A 12,251-nucleotide genomic window follows, 5' to 3' on the forward strand; every position below is an offset into this window, starting at 1 on the left:
CGGCAGAAACGGTTCGGAAAACGGTTCGGAAAACGAAAGCGATTCGGGTCTTCTCCCCGGTGGCGCGGGCCGGGCAACCTAGTATTCTACCCGGTCGCCTGCCGGCCGCGCGGCGCTAGAACAGCCCGGATGCTTCCTGCAGCACACGCTGCTTGGAGACCGTGCCCATCAGCTCGCGCCCGGCCGTGTCGCGGATCAGCGGGATCCGGTTGAGCGCGTGATGGGTAAACAGCCGCAGCGCGTCGGGCAGCCGCGACTCCGGCGTCAGGGTGGGGAAATCGCGTTCGCACAGTGTCAGCAGGCCCACGTGCGGCCGCTCGCGCAGTGCGCGATGCACCGCATGGATCGACAGCGCGCCCAGCAGGCAGCCATCCGGGCCAACCACATAAAGATAGCGCGTGCCGGTCTCGGCGAACTTGTCGCTGGCCTGCTCCAGCGTGGCCTCGGGGCCGATGACGGTGTCGGTGGCGTCGCACAGCCCGGCCAGCGTCCGCGCCCGCGCGCGTTCCGCTGCGGCGGATGCCTGGGAGCGCTCTGCCACCACGCTGTACAAGGACAAGGTCTGGCAGCGCGATGCGGTGTAGTAGGCCGCAGCCGCGCCGATCATGCCCGGCAGCAGCAGCGCCGGGGCCAGCGTCATCTCGAACACCATCAGCACCGACATCAGCGGCGCCTGGCTGGTGGCGGCCAGGAAGGCTGCCATGCCCACCAGCGGCAGCAGCGGCGCGCCGCTGCCGCCCGGCACGGCGGGAGCCAGCAGCTGCCCGAGCGCCGCGCCGACGAACAGCGAAGGCGTGAACACGCCGCCCACCGCGCCCGAGCCCATGCTGAGCACGGTGGCCAGAAGCTTGGCCAGCAACACCGCCGCCAGCGATACGCTCAAGGGGTGCGCCTGCAGGATCGACTGGATGGTGTAATAGCCGTTGCCGACCACCTCGGGCACCCAGATCGCCAACACGCCCACCATCGCACCGCCCAGCGCCAGGCGCGGCACCAGGCCGCCCGGCACCCGGGCAAAGGCACCCTTGGCCAGGCTGGAGGCGCGCATGAAAAGGGCGCCGGACACGCCGGCGAGCACGCCGAGCAAGACCGCCGCCAGCAGCATGGGCGGATGCAGCAGGTCGGCGGGCACGCTCAGGCCGGGATAGAGCGGCTGCAGGCCACCATGTAACTGGCTGACCACCGTGCCCGCCACGGAAGCCAGGAACAGCGGCATCAGGCGCTGCACTGCCACTGCGCCGAAGACCACCTCGGCCACGAAGACCGCCGCCGATAGCGGCGTGTGGTACACCGAGGCCAGCCCGGCGGCGGCCGCGCAAGCCGTGAGCATGCGCCGCAGGTTGGTGTCGCCGTCCGGCCCGCAGCCACCGCGCGCGGACGGAAACACCGATCCGCACAGGGCCGCGAGCTGGATCATCGCGCCTTCCTTGCCCACCGAGCTGCCGGTGACGATGGAGCAAAACGAAGACAGCGCGCGCAGCAAGGTGATGCGCACCGGCAGGCGCCCGGTGCCGCTGGCAACCGCTTCCATATAGTCGGAGACGCCTGGCTGCGCGGCGTTGAGCTTGGCTGCCGCCGTCAGCAGCAAGCCCGCGATCACGCCGCCAAGCGTCGGGATCGCCACCCGCCAGATCAAGGCGAGGCCTGCGAATACCATGACGATATCGGCATGCGTGCCAAACATCACATAGCCGCTGGCGTCCAGCGCCTCCTTGAACAGGGTGGTGACGATGGCCGCGGCAATCCCTACCGGGATGGCAGTAAAGAGGGTGACTTCCTGGTCTTCGATAAACCTGAACCGCATCGTGTCGGCATCCGGGGGCTGGGATGGGCTGGGCCGGGCTGGCGCGCGCCCGCGCGGTGCGTGGGCTCACCCAGGCAGGGGCCAGGCGGGGGATGGCCGCCATCATAGCGCAGCGGCGCGCGCGTCCCTCGGGGCGCAGCGCGCGCGTGAAAGCGCCAGGCTGGTACACTAGCGGTCTTTCCTCCTAAAGAAGCGGGGGCAGTCGCCTCGCTTCGCCGGTCGGTATTTCCGGTTTTCGGTTTTCTCACTCACGTCGCCCCCGCGATTGGCGCACCACATGCGCAAAGGGCGGCCGAAGCGTCAATTCATGTCTTTTTCCGAACTTGGCTTGTCCGACAAGCTTATGCGTGCCGTGGCCGAACAGGGCTATACCACGCCGACTCCGATTCAAGCGCAGGCGATTCCCGCCATCCTGAAAGGGGGCGACCTGCTTGCCGGCGCGCAGACCGGCACCGGCAAGACGGCCGGCTTCACGCTGCCGCTGCTGCAACTGCTGTCCGAGTCCTCGGCCGGCCGCGAACCCGCGCGTGGACAGCGCCTGCCGGTGCGCGCACTGGTCCTGACCCCGACCCGCGAACTGGCGGCGCAGGTGGAAGAAAGCGTCCGTAACTACGGCAAGTACCTCAAGCTGCGCTCCATGGTGATGTTCGGCGGCGTGGGCATCAACCCGCAGATCGAACAGCTCAAGCGCGGTGTCGATATCGTGGTGGCCACGCCCGGCCGCCTGCTCGATCACCTGTCCCAGCGCACCATCGACCTGGCGCACGTGGAAATGCTGGTGCTGGACGAAGCCGACCGCATGCTCGACATGGGCTTCATCCACGACATCCGCAAGATCCTCAACGTCTTGCCGCCGAAGCGCCAGAACCTGCTGTTCTCGGCCACCTTCTCCGACGAGATCCGTGGCCTGGCCGACCGCCTGCTGGACAACCCCGCCTCCATCGAAGTGGCGCGCCGCAATACCACGGCCGAAACCGTGGCACAGCGCGTCTACCCGGTGGACCGCGAGCGCAAGCGCGAACTGCTGGCCCACCTGGTGCGCGAGAACGACTGGCACCAGGTGCTGGTGTTCACCCGCACCAAGCATGGCGCCAACCGCCTGGCTGAGCAGCTCGACAAGGACGGCCTGTCGGCATTGGCGATCCACGGCAACAAGAGCCAGTCGGCCCGCACGCGCGCGCTGACCGAGTTCAAGGCCGGCACGCTGCGCCTGCTGGTGGCGACCGATATCGCCGCGCGCGGCATCGACATCGACCAACTGCCCCACGTGGTCAACTACGACCTGCCCAACGTGCCCGAAGACTACGTGCACCGTATCGGCCGTACCGGCCGCGCCGGTGCCGAGGGTGAGGCGATCTCGCTGGTCTGCGTGGATGAAATCTCGCTGATGCGCGATATCGAGCGGCTGATCAAGCGCCAGATCGAGCAAACCATCTTGCCGGGCTTCGAGGTCGATCCGAGCATTCCGGCCGAGCCGATCCAGAAGGGTCGGCAGGCACGTGGCCAGGGCCAGGGCAATGGTGGTGGCCGTGGCCGCGGCCAGGCTCCCGCCGGCGGCCAGCCGCGCGGCCGCGCACCGGCAGCGGACGCCGGCGAGCGCCAGCAACGTCCGGCACGCGCGCCGCAAGGCCGCGGCCAGGCTCCGGCCGCGGCCGATGGGCAAGGCCAGCGCCGCGCGCCACAGGCACCGGGCCAGCGCCCTGCGCAGGGCAGCGGCCGGCCGGCTTCGGCCGGGCAAGGCAACCCGCGCAACGGTCAGGCCAATGGCAACCGCACCGGCGAGGCCAATGGCAACCGTGCCGCTGGCAATGGCAATGGCAATGGCAATGGCAATGGCAATGGCAACCGCGATCGCAATGGCGATGTCAACGGCAACCGCGCCGGTGTCAACACCCATGCCGCGCAGCCGCGCACCGGACAGGATCCGGCACGCGGCCGCCGTCCGGCGCCGCAAGCCGCGCTGCTGGGCGGCCAGCGCGCCAAGCCCACGCGCTAACTCCACAACCCTCCCCAACGGCTGCCACGCGTAATGTCCAGTTCAGGGTTTGACCTTCAGGTGCCCGGCGACGGTGGCACGTCCACCGACGGCGATGGCGTGCCCTACGCCCGCCTCACGCCGGACCTGATGCTGGATGCGATGGAGGCCGCCGGTTTCGAGCCGGATGGCCGCCTGCTGGCGCTCAATAGCTATGAGAACCGGGTCTGGCAGGTGGGGATCGAAGGCAGCGCGCCGGTGGTGGTCAAGTTCTACCGCCCGGGGCGCTGGAGCGACGCCGCCATCCTGGAAGAGCATGCTTTCGTGCGGCAACTGGCCGACGCCGAGATTCCGGCGGTGCCGGCCATCGCGCGCGACGGCGCCACGCTGCTGGCGCATGCGGGTTTTCGCTTCGCGGTGTTTCCCCGCTGCGGGGGGCGCGAGCCGGAGCTGGATCGTGCCGATACGCTGACCTGGCTTGGCCGTTTCATCGGCCGCATCCATGCGCTCGGCGCCACGCATCCTTACCAGGCGCGACCTGCCATCGACGTGGACACCTTCGGGGTGGCCCCGCGCGACTGGCTGCTGGCGCAAGACTGTATTCCCCCCGAACTGCGCCCGGCCTGGCAGGCGGTTGCCGATCTCGCCGTGGATGGCGCTCGCCGCTGCTTCGAGCGCGCGGGCGACGTCGCGCAGCTGCGCCTGCATGGCGATTGTCATCGCGGCAATGTGCTGTGGATCGAGGAGTCACATGCGGGTTCGCGCCCGCCCGGGCCACACTTTGTCGATTTCGACGATAGCCGCATGGGGCCGGCGGTGCAGGATCTGTGGATGCTGCTGGAAGGCGACCGCGCCGCCCAGCAGGGCCAGATGGCCGACATCCTGGCCGGCTATGAGGATTTCGCGGAATTCCAGCCGCGTGAGCTTTACCTGATCGAGGCGCTGCGCACGCTGCGCCTGCTGCATTACAGCGCCTGGCTGGCCAGCCGCTGGCGCGATCCGGCCTTTCCGGCGGCATTCCCGTGGTTTGGGACTGCCCGCTACTGGCAGGACCGCATTCTCGAACTGCGCGAGCAGGTCGCGCTGATGGACGAGCCGCCGCTCTGGCCGGTCTGACCTGGCACCGGCCAGCCCAGGCCGGCTGCCTTACTTCTTGCCCGGGGCCTTGACCAGGACTACCGGGCACGGGGCGTGCGCCAGCACCCGTCCCGCCACCGAACCAATCACCGCATCGAAGAACGAGCCGCGGCCGTGCGTGCCCATGACGATGCCGCGCGCATCCACGCTGGCGGCGTAGGCGACGATGCGTTCCGGCGCAAAGCCGTGCAGCGCGTGTTGCTCGAAGGCGACGCCCGCGGCGCCGAGGATGTCGGCCACGGACTGCATGGCCTTACCGCTTTCTTCCTGATGCCAGGCATCGATGGTTTCCTTGCTGACGAAGGCGCGTACCTGTCCGGTGACATCGGGCGTCACATGGACCACATGCACGGTAAAGCCGCTTTGCAGCAGTTTGCCTTCGGCGATGAAGCTGGCGGCTGCGTCGGAAAAGGGCGAACCGTCGGTGGCGAGCACGATGTTGGTCATGGCGGCTATCTCCTGTATTGGCTGTGATCGTTGTCGGCATGGCAACCCCCCGCCGGGGTGGCTCGGGGGCGGCCACTACAGTGATCATGGCATCCTGCGGGCAACCTTGCCTGGATCCAGATCAAGTCGGGCGCAATCGCCGGCGCCTTCCACGAGCCTTCCACGAGCCTTCCAATTTCCCGTTTTGACGGTTTCTTTGCACCGTGCCGTGGCATCTCGGCGCCTTTTTGATGCGGGGAAATCTACGCTGCAGATAGGACAACTCTGTCGGATGTTCCGGCTTGCCGTCATGTGGATCTACTATCGGTTGGCGATCGGCGCGCTGGCCATGCTCGCGCTGATCCTGCTTTTTGCCATGGAATTCGGGCTGGCCAGTGCCATTGCGCGCCGCGAGGAGGGCTTTTCCCAGTCGCCCGACGAGCAGGGTCCCTGAAGGGGCCTGCGCGCCGCCAGGGGCGCCGTGCGTGGACAAGTTGCATGTAGCGGTTCAGACTGCCGGGTGCCGGGCCGCGCGGCTGTCTTGCGGCCCGCCCGTCGTATCCGTCGACATGCACTTTCCTATCCAACAAGAGCCATGAGACTACGTTCCCGCGCCCGCGCGCCAGCCAGCGCGCCGCATCGCGCCCCCCTGCATACCCATTCCTGCATCTTCAAGTTCCCCTTGCGCAGCGCTGTCCGCGCGACCGTGTGCGGCACCCTCGGCGCCGTGCTGCTGGCCGCTGGCGCGCATGCCGCCACGCTCGACCGCGTGCAGCTACAGCAGCAGGCCGACCAGGCCGCGGCGCGCAGTTACCGCGAATGGGTCGAATTGCTGGCGCTGCCCAACGACGCCACCGTGCCGGCGGATATCCAGAAGAACGCGGACTGGCTGGTCAAGGCTTTCGCCCGGCGTGGCTTCCAGGCGCGCGAGCTGCCCAATAACGGCAAGCCGATGGTCTACGCCGAGTATCCCGCCAGCACGCAGCAAAGCGCTGGCCCGCGCAAGACCGTGCTGTTCTACATGCATTTCGACGGCCAGTCGGTGACGCCGTCGCAATGGGCGCAGCCCAGCCCGTGGGGGGCTACGCTCAAGGCGCGCAGCGCCGATGGCAAGTGGGAAACGCTGCCGCTGGACAAACTCTATGCCGGCCAGGTCGATCCCGAGTGGCGCGTGTTCGGGCGTTCGTCGTCGGACGACAAGGGCCCCATCGTGATGTTCCTGGCCGCCATGGATGCGCTCAAGGCCGCCGGGGTGGAGCCTGCGGTCGATATCAAGGTGCTGCTGGATTCCGAGGAAGAGAAGGGCTCGCCGTCGCTGGGCAAGGTGATCGCGGACAACCTGGCGCTGCTGCGCAATGACGGCATGGTGATCTTCGATGGCCCCATGCACCAGAGCAACCAGCCCACGCTGATCTTCGGCAACCGCGGCGTGCTGCTGGTACAGCTCAAGGTGTTCGGCGCCAGCCAGGGCCTGCACAGCGGCCACTATGGCAACTATGCCGCCAACCCCGCGCAGCGGCTGGCGAACCTGCTTGCCACCATGAAGGACGACGACGGCCGCGTCACCATTGCCGGCTACTACAAGCCGGTGAAGATCGATGAACGCGCGCGCCGCATCATGGCCGCCGTGCCCGACGACGAGGCCGCGCTGCGCCGCCGCCTGGGCATCGCGCGCGCCGAGCGGGTTGGGGCCAACTACCAGGAGGCCATGCAGTACCCCACGCTGAACGTGCGCGGCATGGCCGCCGGCGACGTGGGCGAGAAGGCCCGCACCATCATTCCGGAAGTGGCGGTGGCCGATATCGATATCCGCACCGTGCCGGAGACCAGCCCGCAATCCCTGTTCGCCCTCGTCAGGCAGCACGTGGAAAAACAGGGCTACCACCTGGTCAAGGGTGAGCCCACCGACGAGGAACGCGCGCGCTATCCCAAGCTTGCCGCGGTCACCGCGGGCGAGGTCTCGGCCTCCAGCTCCGCCGCGCGCACGGACCTGTCGGCGCCGATCAGCCAGTGGCTCACACAGGCCATGCAGCAGTCCTACGGCAAGGCGCCGGTGCAGATCCGCATGATGGGCGGCACCGTGCCGACCGGCGCGGCGGTGCAGGCGCTGCAGGCGCCGTTCGTGATCGTGCCGCTGGTCAATGCGGACAACAACCAGCACAGCTACGACGAGAACATGCGGCTGGGCAACTACCGCGATGGCATCCGTACCGTGATGGGCATTCTGCAGACACCGTTCAAGTAAGGCGCAACGCCGCAGGCGCGCCGCGCCTGCCCGACCCATGCCATCACAGGAGATAGCAAGATGACGCAAGCCAGGCAAGATCCCGCCGCTTACGCGCAAACGCCGGCCTTCGAAGCCGGTCGGCAGGTACGTTCGGAAGTCATGGGCGAACAATACGTGCAGCGCGCGTTCGACGCCGCGCAACAGCAGGGCGACGTTGGCCTGCAGCAACTGGTGACGGAGTTCGCCTGGGGCACGGTGTGGACGCGTGACGGCCTGGATCGCAAGCAGCGCAGCCTGGCCACGGTATCGATGCTGATCGCGCTCAACCGGCCGCAGGAACTGACCGGCCATCTGCGCGGCGCCCTGGCCAACGGCGTGACGCCGCAGGAATTGCGTGAACTGGTGGTGCACAGCGCGGTGTACTGTGGCTTTCCGGCGGCGCTGGACGCGGGGCGCAAGCTGGCCGACGTGCTGGAGGCCGCCAACGTGAAGGGCTGAGCCGGCGGTAGCAGGCGGGGGGACAGGCTTGGGGCAGAGAGATAGGGGCGTTCCCCCAGGCTGGCATTCGTGCCATCCCTGAGATAGGCGCGCGGCCGCAGGCAGTACAAGTGGTACGGCAATGCCGTGCAACGACGCCAGAATTTCCTTGAAATGGCCTCTAGCGCTGCAGCGCCTGCGCGGCGAAAGTCACGAGGTAGCCGCTGCCCAGGCAGGCGGCGATCCATCCGGCGAGGATCAGGGCGGTGTCTTTGATGGTCATGATGTGTTCCTGCTATCCGTGCTGTCTGTGCTTCCCGTGCTGTCTGCGCGGCGCTTGCTGGATGCTCACACGGAGAAACCGAACGGATAGTCGTGCTTGACCGTGCGGGCGCCGTCGCTGAGCGCGTCGACCTTGCGCGCGCCATCGGTGTAGGCGTCGGCCGAGCGGTGCACGTAGCCGTAGTTGTCGCCGGCATGGGTGCCGCGGGCGTCCGCGGCAAAGGCGGAGTTCAGGGAGAGCAGGGCGGTGCCAGCGATGGCGGCAGCGAAGAACAGGCGGGCGGTGGTAATTCTCATGATCTATCTGCCTTGTTGAAATTGGGAGAACATGTTCCGTCTCCATGTGACAAAGGATAGATCCGGCGCGAGATCGATAAGGGCCCTTGTATCGTATTCGATGTTCAAATTTTCTGATTAAATGTCCCGTGCAAGCCCCGGGGCCCGCCCGGAGGCCTGCCGCGCAGCAAAATCCTGCGCCGCCGCCAGCAGCCAGGTCCGCAGGCGCGACATCGCATCGCTCATTGGCCGCGAGTCCGGCGCCACCAGGTAGTAGGCGCGCTGCGAGCGCATGGCCTGCGCCACCGGCATCGCCAGCAGGCCCAGCGCCAGGTACTCCTCCACCAGGAAGCGCGGCACCAGGCCCACGCCCAGCTTGGCGCGGGCGGCGCTTATCACCATGCTGTGGTGGTCGTAGCGCGTGCCGCGCATGGCGTTGACGTCGCCCACGCCGGCCGCCTCCATCCAGTTCTTCCAGTCCAGCCGGCGCGTCGACAGGTGCAGCAAGGGCGCCCGCGCGATCCGCTGGGCGCTGACCGGCCCCTCGCCGGCAAACAGCTCCGGATGGCAGATCGGCACCGATTCTTCATCGAACAGCGGGTCGGCGCGGCCGCCCGGATAGTTGGCTTCGCCGTAGTGGATGGCAGCGTCGTATGGTGTGCCGTCGAACAGGAACACATCCGCTTGTGCGCTGAAGTTGACCACCACCTGCGGATGTTGCGCGTAGAACGCGGGCAAGCGGGGGATCAGCCATTCCACCGCCAGGGTCGGCACGCAGGCCAGTTCCACGATACCGCCCGCGCCCTCGTGCGCCATGATGTCCAGGGTGTCGCGCTGCAGCTTTTGCAGGCTTTCCCGTACCTGGTAGCCGTAGAGCGATCCGGCCGGCGTCAGGCTGACGCGCTGGTTGGCGCGGTGGAACAGCGCCACGCCGAGCTGGCTTTCCAGTGTGGCGATCTGGCGCGAGACGGCGCTCTCGCTCAGGCAGAGTTCCGCCGCGGCCCGGCGCAGGTTCTGGTGGCGGGCCGCGGCTTCGAAGGCGCGCAGGCTGCTGAGGCTGGGAATGCGGGAGGCGCTCATGGGGCGAGTGGCAAGGGGCGGTTGACTTGGGCATCTCACTGGCATCCCAGGTTGATGCATGAAAGTCATCATCCTATGCGTAAATCTCGCTTGATGTAAAAAAGTTGATGACTAAAAATGCCGAACTCCCGGATGTTGCCTATGGGCCTTCCGGCGTTCCCCGCCCCCCAAGAGACCAGAGACGGGACATCACAACCAATAAGGAAACGAGGAGACCGGCATGAATCGACTGCTTCGCATCATCGGCCATTGCGGCATTTCAATGGGTTTGCTGGCCGTGACCGCGGCCACGGCCAGTGCGGACGACTTCCCTAACAAGCCGGTCCGCATCATCGTGCCGTATCCGGCCGGCGGCACCACCGACATGGTCGCGCGCATGATTGGTGACCAGCTCACCGTGATGTGGAAGCAGCCGGTGCTGGTGGACAATCGTCCTGGCGCCGGCGGCATCGTTGGCACCGGCGCGGCGGCCAAGTCGCCGGCGGATGGCTACACGCTGCTGATGGGCTCGGTCGGCGAGTTTGGCATCAATCCCACGCTGTACAAGAAGCTGCCCTACGACGCTGCGGCGGACTTCGTGCCCGTTTCGCTCGTGGCCAAGGTGCCCAATGTCGTGGTGATCTCGCCGGCATTTGCCGAGCGCGCCCGCGTGACCACGCTGGCGGAGTTCATCGCCTACCTCAAGGCCAATCCCGCCAAGGTCAACATGGCCTCGGCCGGCAACGGCACGTCGACCCATCTGGCGGGCGAGTTGTTCCAGCGCATGACCGGCACGCAGATGAGCCACGTTGCCTACAAGGGCAGCAGCCCGGCGCTGGCCGACCTGATGGGCGGCAGCGTCGACGTGATGTTCGATAACTTGCCCGCATCGATCCAGTTCGTCCGTGCCGGCAAGCTCAAGGCGCTGGCGGTTACCTCCGCGGTCCGTTCGGCGGCGCTGCCCAATGTGCCCACGGTGGCGGCGGCCGGGCCGGTTGAAGGCTTCGATGCCAGCCCGTGGTTCGGCCTGTTTGCGCCCAAGGGCCTGCCCGCCGCGATTGCACAGAAGATCAGCCGCGACCTGGCACGCGCCACCAGCGATCCCGCCATCCAGGCCAAGCTGCGCGAGCAGGGCGCCGAGCTGGCGCCGAACTCGCCGGAAGCGTTCGCCGAACTGGTGCGCAACGATCGCCGCAAGTGGGGCGAAATCGTCAAGCTCTCTGGCGCCACCGTCGACTGATCGATTGATCGACTGATCCCACACCGAGCCTCTCATGAGCACGCCAGTCCATCCGTACGCGTTCGCGCCGGCCATGCGGGAGCCGCAAGGCTCGCCCATTCGCGAGCTGTTTCCCTACATGAGCCTGCCGGACATGATCTCGTTCGCGGGCGGCTACCCCTCGCCAGCCAGCTTCGATGCCGCCGCGCTGCAGGATGCCGCGTCCAAGGCCATGGCCACCAATTCCGCGCAATGCCTGCAGTACGGGCCGACCGAGGGCATGCCGGCGCTGCGCCAGGCATTGTCCGCGCTGATGGGGGAGCGCGGCGCGCCGTTGCCGCCGGAGCAGGTCGTGGTGACTTCGGGCTCGCAGCAAGGCTTCGACCTGCTGGTGCGGGCCTTTGTCGCGCCGGGCACGCCGGTGTGGGTGGAAACGCCGACCTATCCCGCCGCCGTGCAGGCGCTGCGGCTGGCCGGCGCCGCCGTGCGCGCCATCCCTTCCGATCAGGACGGGCTGTGCGTGCAGGCCCTTGCCGCCATGCTGGCGGATTGCCCCGACGCCGAACGGCCGCGCCTGCTCTACCTGGTGCCTACCTTCGCCAATCCGAGCGGGCGCACGCTGGCGCTGGCGCGCCGCCGCGCCGTGCTCGCGCTCGCCGCGCAGCACCGCATCGTGGTGGTGGAAGACGATCCCTACGGCAGCCTGCGCTTTGACGGCGAGCCGCTGCCCTCGCTGCTGTCGCTGGCCGCGCAGGATCCCGCGCTGACACCGTGGGTGATCTACCTCGGCAGCTTCTCCAAGACCATGGCGCCCGGGCTGCGCCTGGGCTGGATGGCCGGGCCCGCCGAAATCCTGCGGCGCGCGGTGATCGCCAAGCAAGTCTGCGATCTGTGCACCTCGCCGTGGCTGCAGCTCGCCATGGCAAGCTGCCTGGAGGATGGGCTGCTGCCCCGCCAGACCGCGCGCATCATCGACCTCTACCGTCACAAGCGCGACCTGATGGTGCGGGCCCTGGCCGATGCTTTCGGCCCTGCGCTGCGCTGCGAAATCCCGCAAGGCGGCATGTTCCTGTGGTGCGAGATCGACGGCGTGGCCGACGCGGCCAGCCTGTTGCCGCACGCCATCGCGGCGCGCGTGATGTATGTGCCGGGCGCCAGTTTTGGCGTGGACGGGCAGCGCTCGCCCGCGCTGCGGCTATCGTTCGCCACCGCGTCCGATGCGCAGATCGTGCAAGGCGTAGCGCGTTTGCGGCAGGCGGTAGTGGCCAGCCGGGGCGGCGCGGGGCAGGCGGCCACAGCCGGCTGACGCGGGCAATGGCATGGTTGCGCAACCTGCCGTATTGCACGCGCGGGATGGCCAGCGCCGAGC

The 12,251-nt window shown here is 67.9% G+C and carries 11 protein-coding genes; 7 read left to right on the plus strand and 4 right to left on the minus strand.

All coding sequences use genetic code 11. The features are described 5' to 3' along the window. Positions 1-115 precede the first annotated feature (115 nt). Positions 116-1,804 (minus strand): ClcB-like voltage-gated chloride channel protein, encoded by a 1,689-nt coding sequence (locus RR42_RS02865; protein ID WP_043343796.1) that lies wholly within the window; start codon positions 1,802-1,804, stop codon positions 116-118. A gap of 307 nt (positions 1,805-2,111) precedes the next feature. On the opposite strand from RR42_RS02865, the gene RR42_RS02870 reads away from it, so the two are divergent. Next, positions 2,112-3,800 (plus strand): DEAD/DEAH box helicase, encoded by a 1,689-nt coding sequence (locus RR42_RS02870; RefSeq protein ID WP_043351247.1) that lies wholly within the window; start codon positions 2,112-2,114, stop codon positions 3,798-3,800. A 33-nt stretch (positions 3,801-3,833) separates the two neighbouring features. Next, positions 3,834-4,895, plus strand: coding sequence for a serine/threonine protein kinase (locus RR42_RS02875; RefSeq protein WP_043343798.1), 1,062 nt, complete (start codon positions 3,834-3,836; stop codon positions 4,893-4,895). A 30-nt stretch (positions 4,896-4,925) separates the two neighbouring features. Here the strand turns inward: RR42_RS02875 and RR42_RS02880 are convergent, their stop codons facing one another. After that, the gene (locus RR42_RS02880; RefSeq protein WP_043343800.1) at positions 4,926-5,363 is read right to left on the minus strand and encodes a universal stress protein; all 438 of its coding nucleotides are present in this window, start codon (positions 5,361-5,363) and stop codon (positions 4,926-4,928) included. A 271-nt stretch (positions 5,364-5,634) separates the two neighbouring features. On the opposite strand from RR42_RS02880, the gene RR42_RS40365 reads away from it, so the two are divergent. The 3 genes from RR42_RS40365 to RR42_RS02890 all read left to right on the plus strand — a co-directional run bounded on the left by RR42_RS40365 (position 5,635) and on the right by RR42_RS02890 (position 8,067). Further along, positions 5,635-5,796, plus strand: coding sequence for a hypothetical protein (locus RR42_RS40365; protein WP_158408260.1), 162 nt, complete (start codon positions 5,635-5,637; stop codon positions 5,794-5,796). 141 nt (positions 5,797-5,937) lie between these two features. Then, positions 5,938-7,587, plus strand: a complete 1,650-nt coding sequence (locus RR42_RS02885; protein WP_236701966.1) for a M20/M25/M40 family metallo-hydrolase — start codon at positions 5,938-5,940, stop codon at positions 7,585-7,587. A 60-nt stretch (positions 7,588-7,647) separates the two neighbouring features. After that, complete coding sequence (locus RR42_RS02890; protein ID WP_043343802.1) at positions 7,648-8,067, plus strand: carboxymuconolactone decarboxylase family protein; 420 nt, start codon at positions 7,648-7,650, stop codon at positions 8,065-8,067. A gap of 327 nt (positions 8,068-8,394) precedes the next feature. Here RR42_RS02890 and RR42_RS02895 read toward each other — a convergent pair whose 3' ends face one another. Together RR42_RS02895 and RR42_RS02900 are read right to left on the minus strand one after the other, a co-directional pair. Beyond that, a complete protein-coding gene (locus RR42_RS02895) occupies positions 8,395-8,625 on the minus strand; it encodes a hypothetical protein (RefSeq protein ID WP_043343805.1) in 231 nt (76 codons plus the stop codon). Between the two features lie 117 nt (positions 8,626-8,742). Then, positions 8,743-9,684 (minus strand): LysR substrate-binding domain-containing protein, encoded by a 942-nt coding sequence (locus RR42_RS02900; RefSeq protein WP_043343807.1) that lies wholly within the window; start codon positions 9,682-9,684, stop codon positions 8,743-8,745. Positions 9,685-9,946: 262 nt separating this feature from the next. Between RR42_RS02900 and RR42_RS02905 the strand changes: the two genes are divergently transcribed. Both RR42_RS02905 and RR42_RS02910 read left to right on the plus strand, forming a co-directional pair. Beyond that, positions 9,947-10,903 carry a Bug family tripartite tricarboxylate transporter substrate binding protein gene (locus RR42_RS02905; RefSeq protein ID WP_052494740.1) on the plus strand — a complete coding sequence of 319 codons (957 nt, stop codon included), beginning with the start codon at positions 9,947-9,949 and terminating at the stop codon, positions 10,901-10,903. Positions 10,904-10,937: 34 nt separating this feature from the next. Beyond that, on the plus strand, positions 10,938-12,188 hold the full coding sequence (locus RR42_RS02910) for a PLP-dependent aminotransferase family protein (protein WP_043343809.1): 1,251 nt from the start codon (positions 10,938-10,940) through the stop codon (positions 12,186-12,188). Positions 12,189-12,251 lie beyond the last annotated feature (63 nt).

The sequence above is a fragment of the Cupriavidus basilensis genome (assembly GCF_000832305.1).
GTDB classification, from domain to species: domain Bacteria; phylum Pseudomonadota; class Gammaproteobacteria; order Burkholderiales; family Burkholderiaceae; genus Cupriavidus; species Cupriavidus basilensis_F.

Coding starts and splice junctions, on each gene's coding strand:
- RR42_RS02880 (WP_043343800.1), bottom strand. CDS start 5,363: ATGACCAACATCGTGCTCGCCACCGACGGTTCGCCCTTTTCCGACGCA.
- RR42_RS02890 (WP_043343802.1), top strand. CDS start 7,648: ATGACGCAAGCCAGGCAAGATCCCGCCGCTTACGCGCAAACGCCGGCC.
- RR42_RS02910 (WP_043343809.1), top strand. CDS start 10,938: ATGAGCACGCCAGTCCATCCGTACGCGTTCGCGCCGGCCATGCGGGAG.
- RR42_RS02900 (WP_043343807.1), bottom strand. CDS start 9,684: ATGAGCGCCTCCCGCATTCCCAGCCTCAGCAGCCTGCGCGCCTTCGAA.
- RR42_RS02905 (WP_052494740.1), top strand. CDS start 9,947: ATGGGTTTGCTGGCCGTGACCGCGGCCACGGCCAGTGCGGACGACTTC.
- RR42_RS02865 (WP_043343796.1), bottom strand. CDS start 1,804: ATGCGGTTCAGGTTTATCGAAGACCAGGAAGTCACCCTCTTTACTGCC.
- RR42_RS02875 (WP_043343798.1), top strand. CDS start 3,834: ATGTCCAGTTCAGGGTTTGACCTTCAGGTGCCCGGCGACGGTGGCACG.
- RR42_RS02895 (WP_043343805.1), bottom strand. CDS start 8,625: ATGAGAATTACCACCGCCCGCCTGTTCTTCGCTGCCGCCATCGCTGGC.
- RR42_RS02885 (WP_236701966.1), top strand. CDS start 5,938: ATGAGACTACGTTCCCGCGCCCGCGCGCCAGCCAGCGCGCCGCATCGC.
- RR42_RS40365 (WP_158408260.1), top strand. CDS start 5,635: ATGTTCCGGCTTGCCGTCATGTGGATCTACTATCGGTTGGCGATCGGC.
- RR42_RS02870 (WP_043351247.1), top strand. CDS start 2,112: ATGTCTTTTTCCGAACTTGGCTTGTCCGACAAGCTTATGCGTGCCGTG.